The sequence below is a fragment of the Dyadobacter alkalitolerans DSM 23607 genome (assembly GCF_000428845.1).
GTDB lineage: Bacteria > Bacteroidota > Bacteroidia > Cytophagales > Spirosomataceae > Dyadobacter > Dyadobacter alkalitolerans.
Genome location: NZ_AUAS01000002.1, coordinates 336,113 through 354,216, shown reverse-complemented (window position 1 = coordinate 354,216; position 18,104 = coordinate 336,113). Strand labels below are relative to the sequence as shown.

Sequence of the window (18,104 nt, the reverse complement as noted above, 5' to 3'; positions counted from 1 at the left end):
TAAAAATTGTACCAATCCCATAAAGCGTTTTATCTGCTGTTACTGGCATGGTTTTTAGAACGACTGCTGATTTTCAAACTTAAACCAGATTTTCAGATGAAAGCGATTCTATTATTAGTGACTTGTGTACTGCTAAGCGCCGTGCTGGCATTTTCTGACCGCTTTGAAGCAGACTCACCGGACGCGAAGTTCGTGCTGGCGGCCGCTGATGGCGGGATGCTTGAAGTGAAATTAGGTGAACTTGCTGTAAAGAAGGCCACTGCTGCGAAGTGCAAGGATTTTGGCAAATCGATGATTAAAGACCATACGAAGGTAAATAATGAGCTGAAAGCGCTGGCAGCCAAGAAGCAGGTGAGCATTCCAGCCCAGCTCAGCACTGCAAAGCAGCAAATGTACGACAGCCTGAACGCGCAAACCGGCGAGCAATTTGATATGCTTTACATGAATATGATGATTGCTTCCCACGAAGAAACGATCGGCTTATTTCAATCTGAATCCAACGAAGGAAAAGATCCCGATTTTAAAAAGTGGGCGGATTCTAAAATCCCGGCTTTAAAGCACCATTTAGAAATGGCAAAAGCACTTTTCCCTGCAACACAAGCGGGTTCAACAGTGAAGTAAAATCCGGATTAATGCTAAAAGCGTCCAGCCGACAAGGCTGGACGCTTTCTTTATTTGGCGGGTCCGGTTTTATTTAAAAGAATGCAGCCCTAGCTTGTTCCCCTCGCTATCCATGAACGTTGCGAAGAAGCCGTTTTCGGGATCTATCTCAGTTTTTGGAACAACTATCCTGCCTCCATTCGTTTCTATTTTGTCGAGGATTGTCTGCAAATCTTCCCCTCCATTCAGATATACCAGCGTGCCGCGCTCGGATGGTTTGTAGTCGTTTCCGTGCACCAGCGCAACATTGACAGAGCCTTCTTCACCTGTAAATAAACCCATCTGTGTCCCCTCCACATCAATGACCTGTATGCTGATACTAAGAATGGATTGGTAAAAGTCGATGGATCGTCGGAAGGAATTGGTCGGAATTTCGACGATTGAAATTAGATTATGCATAGCTATGTTATTTTTTGTACGCTGCAAATCTACCTTCGACCAAAAGATCAAAATTGTAAAATTGCGACACTAGTCCTTTGCATAGAGCAAAGCCGAAAGGGCAAGTGATTCTGCCCCAAGGAAATGCTTGGGACTTATGCCTGTGAATTCTTTGAAATCTTTTATGAAATGTGCCTGGTCATGATATTCACTTTCATATGCGACCTGTGTCAGGCCTTCGGTCTGCTGGCTAAGCAGCATTTTTAACACGGCTTGTAAGCGTATAACCTTACTCAGTTGTTTGGGGCTTAACCCGATTTGCCGGGAGAATGCGCGTTCGAGTTTTCGCTTTTTCGTGAGGTCGTTCTTAACTATGGAAGTTATGGATTGGCTACCCTTGGCCGTAAGCAGCGCTTCCACGGTCAGTTTAACGGTCTTATTAATCGTCGCCCGGTTTGTCATTCTTTCGAGCAGGAAATCCTCAATGACCTTGATCCTTTGCTCCGTATGAATTGCATGATTTATTTTTCCAGATAGATCGTCTGCTATGGAAGGACCAAAAAGCGCTGAAATCGGAGTTTCCTTGTTGGCCAGCTGGACGATAGGCGTTGATATCAAATTTGCAAACCCATAAGGATAAAAGCGAACCGCGAAGGACTTTACATGACCAATCGGTTGAATGTAATATGGCTCGGTAATCTGCCCGAGGACCATTTCGCGCGGCTGGATCACAAAGTCGCTTTCGGAAGTAAACCTTTTAACATCGTCGCCGAGCATAAAACATAGTTCAATACAAGCGTCCGGCAATATACGTTGCTTGGCAGCGTCGTCATTTGCGGGCACTTCCAGTGTCCGGTAACATTTGACGAATGACGCCAGATCAGGCTGTGGCTGAAAAGTTTCGTATTTCAATGTTTAGGAGGTTATTTGAAAAACAAATATAAGGTTTGCAATTCGAGCTGGTGTTGGAATGCTAAAAAGACAAATCCCGGTGATTCTCACCAGGATTCGCCTTTTTTTTCAAAATTTAATGCTAATTGATCATTATTGCGCTGCCAGAGGTTCACTATAAAAGAAATCATCCATGATAACTAGGTCATTTTCAGCATTATCTGCATATTTGTTGCTGATTGCCGCTGATCCGGTGGTGATGGTAACTTTTGTAACTTTGCTATCTGGAAATACCACGCCAAGGAATGAAAAGCCGTTGGCGTCCTTCCGGATCGGCGCCTTGAATTTGCCGAGGCTTTTATCTCCTTCGAAAAATTCAAGGGTAGTAGAGTTTGCCTGATCCACGTCCGATAACACAACGCCGAACCCTTTAACAAAAGCATTGATAGCTGTGCCCGGAACCTTGAATGTTACGTCCATTTTATTGCTTCCGACTGCTGAGAATGTGCGGGCAGGGCTGAATGAGCTGAATTGCTCGCCATAGCTGGAAACGAGGTCACTGAAATTTTTGTCACTAATCCGTAACCCTTTTCCAGGCGTGGAAAAAATAGCGCCGCGTTTTCTTCCGGCGGCAACGGCCGGATCTGTGCTATTGAAAAAATCGCCGGGGAAGTTGTCTGTATTGGTCTGGTTGTCGGGAACGGCGTCCCAGTTAATTTCACGTCGTCCGGTATTTTGATTTGGTGTTGTGTTCAATTGGTCTCCGAGTAAAGTTCGGAATGCCGCGATCTGCGTAGTAATGTCCCCGCTGCCTTTCACTTCGGTGAAATTGAGTGAGGGAGATGGTGTTTCCGGTTCATCACTGTCGGAGTTGCATGCGGACATGAGTGCAATGCAGGCAAAGATTGCTGCATTTCTGATTTTTGTTTTTAATTGATAAGATTTCATAACTAAAATGGTTTGGACTTGTTTTGATTTTCTGTTGACAAAGGTATAGGGCACCCGGACGCTCAACTTGAAAGAAATGCTAAAAACTATTAAAAAGTATAAAAAGGATTGGGAGTATTAGTGCTTGATAAACGACCTTTTAAGCATGCCTATGAGCCGATATACCAATGCGTTCCTCGTTATGCTTCCCATTGTGGGCTGTATATTGTGGTATTTACTTAAAGTGTTCCAATTTCAAACAAGCCCTGAGCAGTATCCCGACGGCATGGTGATCCTGCAATTGAGCCGGGGCTGGTTGGAGGGCCGACCATTGCTGTTTGATACGATCTACGGAAACCATGCGCTGCAGCATAACTATTATCTCATTCCCATTGCAGGCATTTTTACGAAGCCGATGGGCGTTTATGGGCTTTTTATAGCCTATGTATGTCTGGTTGGCGTCTTTTTTTGGAAATACTATCAAAGTCTCCCGCACTTTAATGCGTTGGAAAGCCGTGCTTCCTGGCTCACGGTCCTGTTCTACGTTTTTGGGCCGATGGCGTATTTTATGTATCTGGATTATTTTGGCTGGCATCCCGAGCAATACCTGATTCCGCTGCTTGCCTTGCTTGCATTAAGTCTGGCGCAACGCAAGTGGGGGATGAGCCTGGTGTGGCTGTCACTCGCATTTTTGGCCAAAGAGTCTGCCATTGTGCTCATTTGCTGTTTGTTATTGTTTTGCTCGGTAGTGGATCTGGTTCTTCGCAATCCGGGCAAACCGGGTTTGAGCTATATATTAAACAGAAGAAATGCGACCATCACCGGCATCTCTCTCATATTGTTTGCCCTTGGTTTATGGTGGCTTTCGCATTTGAACGGACCGCAAACGAGCCGTCTTGCCCAGGCGTTTGCAAAAGTTGAGTTTAACATGATGTTCGTTTATTATGTTGTGTTTTCGGGCTTGGTCGGGTTAATGACTTTTGGCTTGGGGCTGATTCCTTTTGTCCCTTGGCTACGTACCTTTGTGCGTAAGCGTCTCATTGTTGGGTTGTTGGCAGGTTGCTATATGGTCTTGTTTGTGATGTTTGCTGTGGAGTCGCTATATTACTTTCCAACCATTTACCCGGGGATTTCGTACCCGCCGAGGATAAGCGGTTTGTGGGCTTTCATGTTTGGCGCTTTCCTGTTTTTGAGTCACCGGTTCGCGCAGTCAGGCATGTTAATCGGTCCAAATGCACTGTCCTGGACGCTGGCGGGCTGCGTGTTGCAATTTGTTATGGCGCCGTTTTTGGTTGCGCATTATTTTACATTCGAGTCCAGGCCTGCCGGGTTAAGTGCTAATGTATCTTACATGATCAAAACACGCCTCGGACTGGATCCTTACCCGGATGGCATTGCCAATGAACTGCATGATCTGGCCGGAAAGCTGCCGCCCGGCTCGGAGGTGATTGTTCCGTTTCAGCACATACGCTATTTCGAAAATGTTTATCCAAGCTTCTGGGATTACGGCGGAAAATACCCGCGCCATATTCTTGGCAAGCCCCTTCTTTATGTCTACGAAAAGGATTTGGTCAAAAGCGGCTTTTACCGCACATTTCCCGGCAGTGATTACCGAATTATTCCCAATGAGCATCTTTTGATTCTGGCCGATCCCGGCTGGTATAAACTGCACTTCAAATGACAGGGGAGACAAGAGAAAAATGGATCAGGAAAAATGCGTATTACCATCGGACTTTGGTAAAGCATTTGAAATTCATCGTGCCGGAAGGATCCTCCGTGCTGGAAATTGGTTGCGGCACAGGCTATCTGCTGGAACAGCTCCGGCCGGCAAGGGGCGTCGGCATTGACATCTCGGACGAAATGATCCGTTTTGCGAGAATCCATCGCCCGGGCAACACCTATCTGGAAATGGGGGCGGAACATTTATCATTGAACGAAACCTTCGATTACGTGATCATCAGTGATGCAATAGGAGGTTTCAGGGATGTTCAAATGGTGTTTGAAGCAATTCACAAAGCATTCACGCCGCAGACCCGCCTGGTGATCACTTCCACCAATTTCATATGGAGGCCATTGCTGAACCTTGCAGAAAAGCTTGGTTTGAAAATGCCCCAGAAGCGTCAGAACTGGCTCGATATCAGCGACATTATCTCGCTCCTTAATCTCTCGGATTTCGATCTGATCAGCTACGACAAGAAGATGATCTTTCCTAAATATATTCCCTTTGTATCCAATTTCCTGAACCGGTATGTAGCAAATCTGCCCATCATCAATTCCCTGGGACTGATCACTTGCCTGGTGGCCAGGAGCAAGCGCGTGCTTGTAAAGCCAGCCGGCGAGATGAGCGTAAGCGTTATCATTCCCGCCCGCAATGAGAAAGGCAACATTGAAGCCCTCATGCAGCGCACACCCGAGATGGGCCGTCATACAGAACTGATTTTCATAGAAGGCAATTCCACGGACCAAACCTGGCCTGAGATCGAGCGGTTGGGCGCTCATTATAGCGGATTTAGGGACATAAAATGGGCGCAGCAAACGGGCAAAGGCAAAGGCGACGCGGTCAGGAAGGGTTATAGCATGGCGAGCGGGGACATTCTGATGATCCTGGATGCCGATATGACGGTGGCGCCCGAGGAACTTCCCAAGTTTTTCAATGCCATTGCGTCGGGGAAAGGGGAGTATATCAATGGTTCGCGGCTGGTGTATCCCATGGAAAAGGAGGCAATGCGTTTCCTGAACTTGCTGGGTAACAAGTTTTTCAGCCTCGCATTTTCCTGGCTTTTGGGCCAGAACTTGAAGGATACATTATGTGGTACCAAGGTGATTTCAAAGGAAAACTATCTCAAACTAGCTGTTAACAGGTCTTATTTCGGTGATTTCGATCCATTCGGCGATTTCGACCTGATTTTCGGTGCTGCCAAGTTAAACCTGAAATTTGTCGAGATCCCGATCCGTTACCGCGCCCGCACATATGGCGAAACGAACATTTCGCGCTTCAAGCATGGCTGGCTTTTGCTGCGCATGACTGCATTTGCCGTGAAAAAAATCAAGTTCACCTGAACCGCAGCATTGCTTCACATCCGCATCCGGAAAGCAGTTGGCGTAGCGCCGGTGTATTTTCGGAATTGTTTACAAAGATGGCTTTCGTCCGTATAGCTGAACTCGTCAGCAATTTCACTCAGGGTAAGCTGGCTGTACAGCAGGCGCGCTTCTATGAGTTTGATCCTGTGCTTGATAATGTATTGTTTTAAAGATTCGCCGGTTTGCTTCTTGAAAAAGAGGCTGATATAGGCAGGCGCATAATGGAAAGTTTCGGCCAGATGTTCAATAGTCAGTTCTTCGGGCCGGTAAATGTGCTGCCGGATATACATTAAAATCGCTTCTATTGAATCCTTCGTAACTGGCTTTCCGGGCGTCTGACTGAACAGGTTGCGTGCCAGGATAATGAGCATGCTGCGCATGAGACTATCGCGGATGATCTCAAAATACTGCGACTGGTCATTGGCCGATTCTGCTTCCAGGACCGCCAGCAGATGATGCAGCTTCTGTTTCTCCTGCTTATCTGTGACAATTGATCCGCGACTCTGCGATGAGGTGTTCAGCAAATTCCGGATCACCGGCTGCCAGGGGCGCTCCTTATCGCCAGGCAGCTGCTTCTGAATAGACTCATTGAAACGGACAAAGCTGAATTCTGTCAGTTCCTGAATGTCGAAATGATGGAAATCCTCCGGGCCCAGCAGAAAAACATCTCCCTCGGCATATTGGAACGCATTGCCATTGATATGGTGGACACCATTTCCTTTCAGTATAAAAATAATCTCAAAATACGTATGCTTATGGACCGAGTGCGTCCAGGTTTCGGCCTCGAAATGATAAATGCTGAATGGTGAATGAAGGACGTAGCGTTTCATGGGGTTTGAAGAACACCATAAACATACCAATTAACAATGGATTTTTACAATAGAATCGGCGGGGTCATTTCTAAATTTGTGTCCATAAAACCAATCAACCGCCCAGACGACATCAAGCTATGAGACTTCTACTACTCACATTAACCGCTATAATCGCGATATGCACTCTGTTTTCCATGCGTAATGCAGACGAGTGGACCCCGATGCTCGATAAAGACCTTTCGCAGTGGGAAAATTATCTGAGCTACAATCACAAGCCCGGTTATAATGGAAAAGTACCAACTGATGCGAGCGGAAAACCCATTGCGCCAATTGGCTATAACAAAGATAACGGCAGGGTTTTCTCAGTAGATAATACTTCCGGATCCCCGGTATTACACGTAAGCGGCGAGACTTACGGCTGTTTGTTTACCAAAAAATCCTACAAGAATTATCATCTCAAATTGCAAATGAAGTGGGGCGAGAAAAAATATGAGCCCCGAAAAGACAAGCTCCGCGACTCGGGTATTTTATATCATTCCAATGGCGAGGCAGGCGCTGAATACTGGCGCTCATGGATGCTTTCGCAGGAATTTCAGATTATGGAGGGGCATATGGGAGATTTCTGGTGTCAGGCCAATTCGGCCATCGATATTCGATCCTTTCCCTCGGAAGGCGTAATGAACCGGGTTGCGGATCATAAACAACCCTTTGGTACATTCAAAACAGGAAGCGATTACTATTGCATGCGCTCTGAAAACCATGAAAGTCCAGCTGGCGAATGGACGACGCTTGAACTGATTTGCTTTGAAGGAAAAAGTTTGCATATCGTTAACGGCCACGTGGTTATGGTGCTCAATAATTCGCGTTACATTACACCGGACGGTAAGAATGTGCCGATGACCAGCGGGAAAATCCAGCTGCAAAGTGAAGCCGCAGAAGTATTTTATCGCGACATTCTGATCAAAGAACTTACGGCATTGCCCAAAGATTACGCAAGCTTATTTTAACACTTTATAAAAGCAAATAGACTCCGCAAGGATATAGCGGAGTCTATTTGGCTTTTTCAGTTTGAACAATATTATCTGGCTCGGCCTATGGTTGGGTTTTTCTTTGGTTTTACCAAATACCAAACTGCCAGAACCACCGGAATGCCCAGAGTAAGCCAGGACAGCAAATCGTAGAAACCGTCTCCGGTAAGCGCCGATAAAAGTCCTATTGCAGATAAAATTCCGATAATGATGGGAAGTCCCCAGACTTTCCAGAAAACACTTTTTACCATAATCCGGTACATTTGAAGTTAAACGTTTTCACTATGCGCCTGAACTGTCAGGATTTCAGTATCATTCTTGTCCAGCCTTTTGATATGCGCTTTTGTGGCTTTATTTCGTGCAAACCATAAGTACAACCCGCTGCCCAGGATCACAATTGTGGCTATGTCAAACAGCGCCCAGATGATTTTGAGCGGCAGGCCGCCATAATCCCCAAAATGCAGTGGCTGGGAAATGAACAGTGCATTTACAAACCAAGGCATATCGCGCAGGTCCGTCAGCACTCCCTTTTTAGCATCAATCAAAGCTGGCTTAATGATGCGCTTCGTCAATGGTGTATTTCCTTTTACAAAAACTGCATAGTGGTGTTTGCTCGAAAATGGAGTTCCGGGGTAGGCGATCAGGGATGGTTCCATGCCGGGGGCTGCTTGTTTGGTCAATGTAACTGCCTGATCTACTGGGCTTAACTTTCCTGACAAAGGCGATGCATTGATGTAGGGCGCTGTCATTTCTGCAAGCTGACCCTGCTGCCAAAGCCCCAGCACAATCTCCGACGCCGTGTTAATAACGCCCGTAAAGCCTACAACAACTCCCCATACAATGGTCACCACGCCAAGTAAATTATGCAGGTCAAGCCATTTGAGCCGGGTAGAGCGCGCCGTCCGGATCATACCGAAATCAAACCGTTTCATGATCGGGCCGTATAGCATAATGCCGGAGACAATGGCTGCTATAAATAACAACCCCATTACGCCGAGGAATAATTTGCCGCCGATTCCCATAAACATATCCACGTGCAGCTGGAACATGATGTACATGAAACCTTCCTGGTAATTGGGTGTTTCCAAAACCTCAGCCGTATGGTCATCCACGATCACCGTTGTGTAATTATCCGGTGCCGCGTTAATGGAATCTGAGAGGCTGAATGCGGTTGTGTTTGGCTCATGTTCATCCCAGTAGACGTAACGGATCACCTTTTTCGGATAGGTGGCCAATGCCGTTTCTGCCAGTTTGTCCAGGCTGGCCTTGGGCGTTCCTGCGGGCACTTGTTTTGCCATGTGCGGTTTGCCTTCCAGCTCTTCGATTTCTTCATGAAAGATCAGCGGAAGGCCGGTAAGGCAAAGCATAAGCAAAAATGCCGTGCATATCAGGCTCGTCCATTTGTGTATCTGGAACCAGGTCTGGATTTTTTTGACAGAGCTCATATTGTTGAATGCTGTTTTGGTTGATTAATTATTCACTCAGTTTCGCAAAACCTTGAATGGATCCGTCATGTGCAACTTTGAACACAGAGGTTGCTTTGTTGCCGTCTACAACATAATATCCATCTTCATTCACGGTGGTTACGCTGGTGGTGCCGCTGGTTGTTACCGTGCCGTTCCTGACCCATAAGTAAACTTTACCGTCAATTTCAGTGATGGCTTGCTCATTGGCATATGCATAATCATGCAGCGGCATTCCTTCTATTTTGGTGATTTGTTTTGAAGTCATATCGTAAGTATAGTATTCAAAAATACTTGCAGTAAGGTTGGAGTAGTCCGTTTTTAGCGGCACTGTAGCCATTTCAAAATATAATTTTCCACCTTTTACCAATGCTGTTGCAATGGAGTTTCCTGCTTTCAGCGCTTTTGTAGAAAACACCCAGGTTTTGTCAAAATCAGTTTCTCCTTTTTTGATACGGATAATGGAAGGGTTTGAAAACGCAGAGTTACCTAATCCCGTGCTGTACAGATATAGCGCACCGTCATCGCCGATTGACCACATCTTATTTCCCGACGATCCCCAGCCAATGCTTTTCAAACCATCATATTTGATCGTTTTCTCATATTTGTCTCTCGCCAGGTCCACCACCGCAAATTCAACCGCATTGAAAACGTCATCGCCATAACCGGCACCCTTCTTGGTGCCATAAGTGATCCCGACGAATAGTTTCCCTTCTTTGGCAGCAATGGTATGCTGGCCTACAACCTGATATTCAACGCCGTCTTTCTTTACGACTGATAAATCCACTTCACCCGTCCGCAACATGGTCGTCGGATTGAACTTCTGTAATTTGAGCGTCCCGCGTGTGACGTCCAGATAATAGCCAGTGGTCTCATTTACAACCAGATATTGAGTAGAGCCAGCAATGAAGCCCTCATCTTTGAGACTGCCGTCAGAATTAACGGTATATTTCTGCAAACCTTCATCACCGGCAGCATTCGAGCGGTTGAAAAGCCAGTTTTTGAAAGTGCGGAAGCCAAATGCACTCGCAACCTGCAACGTTTTAGGATTGTTGTTTTGAATGCTTCCCGACGGAAGTCCTTCCAGCGGTGTGATAAAACCGGACTCAAAGCGAGATGTGGTGGTCATTAATATAAACTTGTCTTTTTCTTCCGGGTTCGGACTGTCTACGTCGTCATCGGACGAGCATCCGATAAATGTGGAGGCAGCGAAAAAGTAGAACAGATACTTCAATAAAGGGATTTTCATAACATTGGATTTGAGAATAAACTAAGATTTATTTGAGGGTATAATTAAGTTTCAAGTGCAAGCTGCGTCCGGCATTCTGAATGCGGAAGTTGTCATATATACGCGCATTCAGGAAGTTTTTGGCCTGAAAACCAATAGAAAAGCGCTCTCCGCCGGGATGGTAAGTGAAACCTGCTGAGTGTAAGCCCTGGTTAGGGATAATGTTGGGCGCATCGAACTTCGCTTTGCCCCATAACCCCAGGAAACCGTCGGGTTCGAGGTTTTTGGGGACGTAATTCAGGTAATATTCCCGCACGAATGTGAAGAAATAATACAGGTGGATTTTCCCGTTATTCCCAATGTGGTTAAGCGTGCTATTCAGGCCGAGATTAGCAAAGAAATAGGGCGTATTGCGCAGTCTGGCCTTTTCCGTCTGCCGGTTTTGTGTGTCGAAAAGGCGGAAATCCTGGTAAGTGAAATTGCCGTTCGCCCGCAGCCAGCGATTCAGGGACACCGTCATGTCAGCTTCCAGGCCAAGTCCTTTTACATTTTCAACATTTTGATTTTGGGTAAACAAAAAATCGACCGGCACTTTCAGGATCAGGTCCTTTGTAATGCGGTAAAAAGTGTTGACTTCTAAACTGAAAGCGTTCCTTTTTTCCGTTCGGAAGCCCAGATTGAAATTGGTGCTTTTTTCAGGTGTCAAGAGGAAATTAGAGCGATGGAAGTTTCCGTCCCCAAACATTTCATCCTGCTCAGGCAAGCGTGTAGCCGCCTCCGCCGAAAGCCGCAAAAAAGTATTGCCTGTCAATACAAACTTCACTGCCTCCGCAATGCCGAAGCTATTTTCCGAAGTGGACCTGTGTTCGCCAAGCGCGGTTCCGTACATGTCAACATTGATGGTTGACGTATTGTAATGAAAGAACTTCGCAATCAGGTTGTTGGTAAGCTTCCCGTTCAAGAAAACGGATTGAACTCCCGCCGCGCCGATAATTTTGTAGTATTTGGCGGGGAGGGATAAAATATCCTGGCCGGTCTGAGGCAATGTTAACCCCATAGGATCGGTTCCGGTGCGACCAATGTTCGTAGAAACAACATTCAATTCCGCAAGATGATTTTCCGCAGCCTGATAGCTCAGATGGGTCCGTGAAGTGAAATAGGAAAACTTTATGTCGGACAAACTTCCTTGCATGGAAATTTCGCCCAGGCGGGAAGGACTGGGAATAAACCCTCCATACCAGTCGTAAGTGCCTCTTGCTGTGTCGACTTGCGCAGTATGAATGTTGCTGGCTGTGAGGAACTGGTCAATCCCGAGCCGGCCAAACTTTTTGCGATAGCGAAGTGTGGGAATTACCGAATGCTGCCTGCTGACAGAGGCGCCAAATGGCTGCGACATGGTTGAGCCATATTGATTCTGCCTGTTAATGTGAAACCACGTCACACCCACGCGAAGCTCATCAACCCAGAGCAGATTGGTCAATCCTGCATAACCTTCTGTATAGTAGTTCGTGAACTGATTGTGGAATAACCGCACTGTGGCTGGCGTACGTGCTGCTGTTTCCTGGTCTGTAACAGTCACATCCACTTTATAATTGTTGTCCGAGCGGTTCAGAAATGCATCAGCGCCCACAAAGAAATGGCGGGTTGTGTCGCTGTATAATGCGTTTAATGATGCCCGGTGGGTGTTGAACGAAGCAATTTCATAAGATGCTTCCGCATAACGGTAAAGTGACTTCTTAGTAACCATATTCACCGCCCCGCCCAACGCGTCCGCGCCTAACGCAGTCGGTAGTACGCCTTTATACACTTCCACGCGTTCGAGCATATTCACCGGCACGAGCGAAATGTTATATCCCGCGCCCAGATAATCAAGCGGAATGCCGTCGCGGAAATTTTTAATGGCGCGGTCCTGAAAGCCATTCATCATAAGTCCTGAATTAGAGCCCAGCCCACCCGTCTGCCGAATGCGGATCCCTGCCGAGCGGTTCATGAGTTCAACCAATGATGAAGGTTGCTGCTGAACCGCTTTCGTATTGATCACCTCAGCCTTGATCGGTTGCAGTTTTGCTTGCTGGGTTTCGGATTGCCCCATCACCTGCACCTCCGAAAGCTGGGTTTGGTCGTCTAGCAATGTGAAAGTAAGACTGCCTTTTCTGATGTCTTTTCGGGCAATAGTGCGCGTCAGCTTTTTGAAACCAATGTGTTGTATGTCAATTGTATAAGACTCCATAGCAGGCACTGTAATCCGGAATGTGCCAAGGCTGTCGGTTAGCGTTCCTTTGACCGTGTTCATCACAGTTATAGAGGCGCCGGGTAAAGGTTCTCCCTCGCTGTCCTTCACAAATCCGGAAATAATAGTGGTTTCCTGACCAGCCGCTGACAACCGCATAAAAAGCAGCATTATAAATAAAAGTGGAAGGACGGGGAGAGATTTTGTCAACTGTGTATAAATTTGTTAATTAAGACTGGTTAAAAATAAGTGCAAAGCTACGGGTGGGTTGACTCGGGCGGTTAACGCTACATGCACTTTTAATGACGCTAAAAGCAGGAGTTTCGAATGAAAATTTTTTTAGAAAATGATATTACACACGCATCGGAAAGCGATTTTCCCTATCTGCGAATGCATTTTGAAAGGTGCGGCTCACATTCCCTGCTATTTTACCCAGGATCACACAGAAAGGCGAATCTTCTAAAACAGTCTGGTCCGGACAGCATTGAGATTGAGCTTTCGCTCGATTTCCTGAAACGCGTTCTTCATAATGATCTTGAAATCCTGCGTGATTTTGGCAAAAACATTGAAAAAAATTTGCCTGCGATCATGGGCAACCGGAGCTTTCCCATGACGAGCGCTATGAAGCAAATCCTGGCTCAAATCGACGAATGCGGCCTCTCGGGCACATTAAAAAGATTATTTATTGAAGCAAAAGTTGTTGAGCTGCTCACATTGCAGATCAGTCAGATCAATGCGTTGCCGGTGGGAAAGAAGGTCTTAAAGAAAATGGACATTGAGAAGCTGAATGACGTAAGGGCGCTGTTGCTTGCAGATATTCACAATCCTCATTCCATTGAAGAGCTTTCCAAAACCGCAGGCATTAACCGCACCAAATTGCAGGAAGGTTTTAAAGAATTATTTGGGACGACCATTTTTGGGTTTATCACAGATATCCGTCTTGAAGAAGCCCGGCAAAGGATCCAGGATAGAAGCAATGCAGCTTCCATTGCTGAAATAGCCGCATTGGCAGGATATAAAAATCCGCAACATTTTACAGCCGCATTTAAGCGAAAATTCGGTTTTTTGCCCAAAGACTTAAAAGGATAGCAGGCCGGGTGCAGAAAACGAATTCAGACTTACCTTTACAGGCCAGCTATTCAAAGAACATTAGCCTAAATCCATTTTGTAATGACATTAAAAACGCTCAAACCCATTTTCTGGCCTGCATGGATTGTCCTGCTTGCATCCAACTACATGCTCGCCCAGACCAAACCGGTTTATACAAAATACGTAAACACATTCATCGGCACCGCCCCGCTGACAGACCCGAAAATCCTGGGTTACGAGTTGCCGCAGGGCTGGCGATCCTGGGCCGGGCTTACATTTGCCGGAAGCTCGCTGCCGAACGCAATGGTGCAACTCAGCCCAATGACAGAATATGGCTCGGGAGCGGGCTATGAATATGAGGACTCGCTGATCCTCGCTTTCACGCATACAAATAAGGGACATTGGAATCTTTGCAACATTCCTGTTTTGCCATTGTCAAACCCCGGAGAGAAGTTCGGTTCGAGGTTTAGTCACCAGAAAGAAAGCGCTGCACCAGGGTTTTATCAGGTGTATCTCGATGATTATGAGGTTAATGTGAAGCTGACCTCCACATTAAGGGCAGGTTTTCATCAATATGAATTCAAAAATAATAAGGGAAGGCAAATTCTCTTTGACCTCGCCAAAGCGAATAACAAGATCTCAAATTGGAACATTGAAAAGGCTGGTAACAATGCTGTACAGGGTTACCAGCAGACGGGTGAAAAAATCTTCTTTTATGCCCGCCTGAACACGGACATTGAAAAGCTGGAAGAAAAAGAAGAAGGCGCTCAAACAGGTTATGCAATCGTTCACTTGGCCGATGGTAAGGCGCCTGTGGAAATGAAGATCGGCATTTCGTTTGTAAGCGTGGAGAATGCAAAGGAGAATCTTGAAAAAGAAATTGGCGCTAAAACCTTTGACCAGATCCGCGCCGAGGCGACCGGAAAATGGGAAACGCTGCTGTCTTCTATCCAGGTGAAAGGCGGAAACGAGAAGCAGAAACAAATGCTGTATTCCTGTTTGTACCGCTCATTCCTCTGGCCTGCATTGCGCAGTGATGTAAACGGCGAGTTTACAGACGCGAAAAATCAAGTGGCGAAAACCGGCTTCGATTATTATACAGAACCTTCATTATGGGACACTTACCGGAATAAAGATGTGCTTTTAGGGCTCATTTCACCGAAAGTGACGCTGGACGTGATCAAGTCTATGAAAGACGTTGGGGATAAAAAAGGTTTTATTCCAACATTTTTCCACGGAGACCATGGCGCATCGTCCATCGCCGGGGCATACCTGCGCGGCATCACCGATTTCGATATCAAAGGCACCTATGAAATCCTGCTGAAAAACGCCAACACCGAAGGCGGCGCGCGTCCCTACATCAAGGAATACAAGGCGCTCGGTTTCATCCCAGATCCTGACATTGCCAATCCTGAGGTGGAAACAAAAGCCGCAGCCGGTGTTTCCAAAACACTTGAATATGCTTACGACGACTATTCCGTTGCGCAAATCGCGAAAAGCCTCGGCGACACAGCCAATTACAGGACGCTCATGGCTAGGTCGAAGAATTACAAAAATATGTTCGATCCATCCACCAGGTTTATGCGCGGAAAACTCGCCAACGGTGAATGGATCAAGCCTTTCGATCCGCAATATCCTTATTATGAATACATGTACCGGGAGGCAAATGCATGGCAGGTTTCGTTCTTCGCGCCGCACGATATGCCTGGGCTGATCGCGCTATATGGTGGACCTGAGGGATTTGAGTCTAAGTTGGATTCGCTGTTTACCGTGCCCTGGAACCCGAAGCATATTGCCCGGAATATAGAAACAATGGTGGGCCAGTATTGCCATGGCAACCAGCCGGATCATGAAGCGCCGTTTTCATATCACTTTATCGGCAAACCCGAAAAGTCACAAAAGCAGCTCGATAACATTCTTAACAATTTGTATGGAATAGGGGAGAACGGACTGGCGCTTTGCGGGATGGACGATGCGGGCGAAATGTCGGCCTGGTATGTTTTTACGGCTCTGGGATTATACCCATTCTCGGCAACCGATCCTGAATATCTGGTAACCGCACCGCTTTTCGACGAGGTAAAATGGCGGACAAGCAATGGGAAGATCATTACCATTAAAAAGCCGGGCAGCGGCCGGGCAATCTCGGCTATTAAGGTTAACGGAAAGGAAAATAAAGGCTATTTTATTCCGCACGAATTATTCAACAATGGGGGAGAAGTTGAAATCCTGACTAAATAGTATGATTAATAAAGCAAAAAGACCATGCTGCTTTAAAGCAACATGGTCTCTTCTCCTGCCGGCGCACCATTCGACTGGGCTTCGATTTCATCGATCATAAAAGCCATCTGCTTCCGGTGCTGCTTCAATGGTGACGTATTAAGGTCTGAATTTTCTGCCAATTCCAGAAGAACATCGTACTCGGCTATGATTTTCTGATGCAGGGCAATGATTTCGGCCAGCGCCAGATCAAAGTTACCATGCCGGTTGTCGATCGTGATCGGTTTGCTGTCTGAATCCAGGATACAAGCATCCCGCATGTGGCATTTGAGCGCATCGTAGAAGTTGGCCATTTCCTTTTTGAACAAGGAACACACCATATAATCCTGGCTTAGCAACTTTCTTAGCGAAAACGGAATTTCCTGGCCCATGGTCACAGTCAACATTTTCTGCTGCGTTTTGTAAAGACGCCAGATTTTGATCACCTGCTTAACAATCGCTTTCACGTTTTCCATAATGAATGAATGTTTTGCAGAAGTCTACAATAATTGTTCCAAAATCTTTGATTCTGAATACATTATTGTGAGGGCAAAATAAATTCAATTCCCTTCCACATGTTTCTTGAAATTATTGAGGATCGCCTGCCAGCCGTCCCGCTGCATTTCTGCCGGATTGGTTTGTTCGGCGTCAAAAATCTCAGTAACTGTGGTGCTATCGCCATGATCTGTGAACGTTACCTGCACCGTTCTGCCATCTTCCATACCATATTCGATCACACTTTGCGGAACAACATTTGAATAAACCCCACCAAAGTCGAAGCTGAAACTGCCGTCTTTTGCAGCCATCGTCGTCTTAAATTTGCCGCCGGTGCGGACGTCATTTTCCGCCGACGGCGCATGCCAGTCGTCCGATGCAAAGCACCATTGCGTAATGTGTTCCGGTGCATTAAACTGTTCCCAAACTTTCGCAACAGGCGCATTAACAGTTGTTTCGACGGTAATTTTTTGAGCTGCGGTTTCCATAATCGTTTTCGTTTTTTGGTGAATTAGTATGTCGCAAAGTTGAAAGAAATCCCGGAAACAAGCAGGTGCCGATTATGACAAATATGCGGGTGCGTTGCGTCAATTGGCATAGTGTTTTAAAAAGTCAGGACCGGGTGCCGGAGATTTTCCTGTCAGCCTTGAAGAGCTTTTTGATCTCGGTTCGATGCTTCCCTTTTTTCAGCTCATCCGCCAGGGAAATAACAAGTTCTTCTTCAAAATTGTGATGCTGATAAAGATAAAACCGACCATTTTTTAAGTCAGCAATTTGCGAATAGATCGTTGCATTGTCAATCGCGCGTTGCGCAGTCTTAGACAAGATTTCTTTAAACAACGGAACCGAAACCAAGTTTTTCCCTAGCAACATTTCGGCCGTATTGTAACGTTGGCAGGGCTCCTGGTTGGCTGTTCCATACTGTAAACTGAAATTGGTAACGGCCTGGTAATTCCTGCGCTGGTCCGATTTGCGGATGATGTAATTAGCGTGAATCAGGGCATAATCGCCGCTTGCATCTGCCACCAAAATCTGTGCGCGCTCCTGCCAAACCAGATTAAACCGCTTCACCAGAAGGATCACTTCGTCCACTGTGGCACATTCTGCCAGTGCTTTATTGACAAAGTATCCTTCAAAATCGGGCTTAGCAACATCACGCTTGATCGGGATTTTCTGCATAAGCGCGGCTGCATCCCAAAATAATCCTTTGTCATTCATGCCGCCTTCCGGGAGCTTTTCCTTTACACCCCAGGTTACAAACCCGTTCGTTTGCTTTTTGCCAGGGTAAAACCATAAAAATGTTTTCAGGGAAGGGCTGGAATCTTCATTATTACCGACCAATGTGTTTCTGCCATCGGATGCTGTAAACACGGTGCAGGCTAATATTGGTGTACAGAGGAAAAAGGTAAGGGCTAACAGCCCGAGTAATTTGGAATTATACATATGTTATGAGTTTTTGTTTACCAAAAGTGTCATGGTACGCAGGATATAGTAGAAAGAAATCTGTGAATGCTGCTTTTTCAACCGCATATCAACAATGGATTAAAAGGATGCTTTCTTTAAAAG

The 18,104-nt window shown here is 46.2% G+C and carries 17 protein-coding genes; 6 read left to right on the top strand and 11 right to left on the bottom strand.

Annotated features, from left to right (window positions below; genetic code table 11):
- Nucleotides 1–96: 96 nt before the first annotated feature.
- A complete protein-coding gene (locus G395_RS28550) occupies nucleotides 97–621 on the top strand; it encodes a DUF4142 domain-containing protein (RefSeq protein ID WP_035360468.1) in 525 nt (174 codons plus the stop codon).
- Nucleotides 622–690: 69 nt separating this feature from the next.
- Here G395_RS28550 and G395_RS28545 read toward each other — a convergent pair whose 3' ends face one another.
- The 3 genes from G395_RS28545 to G395_RS0104645 form a co-directional block, all read right to left on the bottom strand.
- Complete coding sequence (locus G395_RS28545; RefSeq protein ID WP_051349983.1) at nucleotides 691–1,059, bottom strand: VOC family protein; 369 nt, start codon at nucleotides 1,057–1,059, stop codon at nucleotides 691–693.
- Nucleotides 1,060–1,128: 69 nt separating this feature from the next.
- Nucleotides 1,129–1,950 carry an AraC family transcriptional regulator gene (locus G395_RS0104650; RefSeq protein WP_026629006.1) on the bottom strand — a complete coding sequence of 274 codons (822 nt, stop codon included), beginning with the start codon at nucleotides 1,948–1,950 and terminating at the stop codon, nucleotides 1,129–1,131.
- A gap of 132 nt (nucleotides 1,951–2,082) precedes the next feature.
- Entirely contained in the window at nucleotides 2,083–2,877 is a 795-nt protein-coding gene (locus G395_RS0104645; RefSeq protein ID WP_035360388.1) for a hypothetical protein, read from the bottom strand.
- Nucleotides 2,878–3,022: 145 nt separating this feature from the next.
- On the opposite strand from G395_RS0104645, the gene G395_RS0104640 reads away from it, so the two are divergent.
- Both G395_RS0104640 and G395_RS0104635 read left to right on the top strand, forming a co-directional pair.
- Complete coding sequence (locus tag G395_RS0104640) at nucleotides 3,023–4,537, top strand: hypothetical protein (RefSeq protein ID WP_211237743.1); 1,515 nt, start codon at nucleotides 3,023–3,025, stop codon at nucleotides 4,535–4,537.
- Nucleotides 4,534–5,916, top strand: a complete 1,383-nt coding sequence (locus tag G395_RS0104635; RefSeq protein WP_026629003.1) for a bifunctional class I SAM-dependent methyltransferase/glycosyltransferase family 2 protein — start codon at nucleotides 4,534–4,536, stop codon at nucleotides 5,914–5,916. Before G395_RS0104640 ends, G395_RS0104635 begins: the two co-directional genes overlap by 4 nt.
- A gap of 14 nt (nucleotides 5,917–5,930) precedes the next feature.
- On the opposite strand, the gene G395_RS0104630 is transcribed toward G395_RS0104635, so the two are convergent.
- The gene (locus G395_RS0104630; protein WP_026629002.1) at nucleotides 5,931–6,767 is read right to left on the bottom strand and encodes an AraC family transcriptional regulator; all 837 of its coding nucleotides are present in this window, start codon (nucleotides 6,765–6,767) and stop codon (nucleotides 5,931–5,933) included.
- A 119-nt stretch (nucleotides 6,768–6,886) separates the two neighbouring features.
- Between G395_RS0104630 and G395_RS0104625 the strand changes: the two genes are divergently transcribed.
- Nucleotides 6,887–7,756 (top strand): 3-keto-disaccharide hydrolase, encoded by an 870-nt coding sequence (locus G395_RS0104625; RefSeq protein ID WP_026629001.1) that lies wholly within the window; start codon nucleotides 6,887–6,889, stop codon nucleotides 7,754–7,756.
- Between the two features lie 71 nt (nucleotides 7,757–7,827).
- Here the strand turns inward: G395_RS0104625 and G395_RS0104620 are convergent, their stop codons facing one another.
- From G395_RS0104620 to G395_RS28540, 4 genes are read right to left on the bottom strand one after another with little or no spacing between them, the layout of a single operon-like run.
- Nucleotides 7,828–8,028 (bottom strand): hypothetical protein, encoded by a 201-nt coding sequence (locus G395_RS0104620; protein ID WP_035360465.1) that lies wholly within the window; start codon nucleotides 8,026–8,028, stop codon nucleotides 7,828–7,830.
- Nucleotides 8,029–8,046: 18 nt separating this feature from the next.
- Nucleotides 8,047–9,222 (bottom strand): PepSY-associated TM helix domain-containing protein, encoded by a 1,176-nt coding sequence (locus G395_RS0104615; RefSeq protein ID WP_026628999.1) that lies wholly within the window; start codon nucleotides 9,220–9,222, stop codon nucleotides 8,047–8,049.
- Nucleotides 9,223–9,250: 28 nt separating this feature from the next.
- Nucleotides 9,251–10,489 (bottom strand): DUF4374 domain-containing protein, encoded by a 1,239-nt coding sequence (locus G395_RS0104610; RefSeq protein WP_026628998.1) that lies wholly within the window; start codon nucleotides 10,487–10,489, stop codon nucleotides 9,251–9,253.
- Nucleotides 10,490–10,517: 28 nt separating this feature from the next.
- Nucleotides 10,518–12,857, bottom strand: coding sequence for a TonB-dependent receptor (locus G395_RS28540; RefSeq protein WP_169719997.1), 2,340 nt, complete (start codon nucleotides 12,855–12,857; stop codon nucleotides 10,518–10,520).
- A 168-nt stretch (nucleotides 12,858–13,025) separates the two neighbouring features.
- On the opposite strand from G395_RS28540, the gene G395_RS28535 reads away from it, so the two are divergent.
- Nucleotides 13,026–13,787, top strand: coding sequence for a helix-turn-helix transcriptional regulator (locus G395_RS28535; protein ID WP_051349981.1), 762 nt, complete (start codon nucleotides 13,026–13,028; stop codon nucleotides 13,785–13,787).
- An 81-nt stretch (nucleotides 13,788–13,868) separates the two neighbouring features.
- Nucleotides 13,869–16,025 carry a GH92 family glycosyl hydrolase gene (locus G395_RS0104595; protein ID WP_026628997.1) on the top strand — a complete coding sequence of 719 codons (2,157 nt, stop codon included), beginning with the start codon at nucleotides 13,869–13,871 and terminating at the stop codon, nucleotides 16,023–16,025.
- Nucleotides 16,026–16,057: 32 nt separating this feature from the next.
- On the opposite strand, the gene G395_RS0104590 is transcribed toward G395_RS0104595, so the two are convergent.
- From G395_RS0104590 to G395_RS28530, 3 genes are all read right to left on the bottom strand, one after another.
- Complete coding sequence (locus tag G395_RS0104590) at nucleotides 16,058–16,519, bottom strand: hypothetical protein (RefSeq protein WP_026628996.1); 462 nt, start codon at nucleotides 16,517–16,519, stop codon at nucleotides 16,058–16,060.
- A gap of 84 nt (nucleotides 16,520–16,603) precedes the next feature.
- Nucleotides 16,604–17,026, bottom strand: coding sequence for an SRPBCC family protein (locus G395_RS0104585; protein ID WP_026628995.1), 423 nt, complete (start codon nucleotides 17,024–17,026; stop codon nucleotides 16,604–16,606).
- A 124-nt stretch (nucleotides 17,027–17,150) separates the two neighbouring features.
- Nucleotides 17,151–17,981: a C45 family peptidase gene (locus G395_RS28530; protein WP_169719996.1), complete on the bottom strand. Its 831-nt coding sequence runs from the start codon at nucleotides 17,979–17,981 to the stop codon at nucleotides 17,151–17,153.
- Nucleotides 17,982–18,104: the final 123 nt, after the last annotated feature.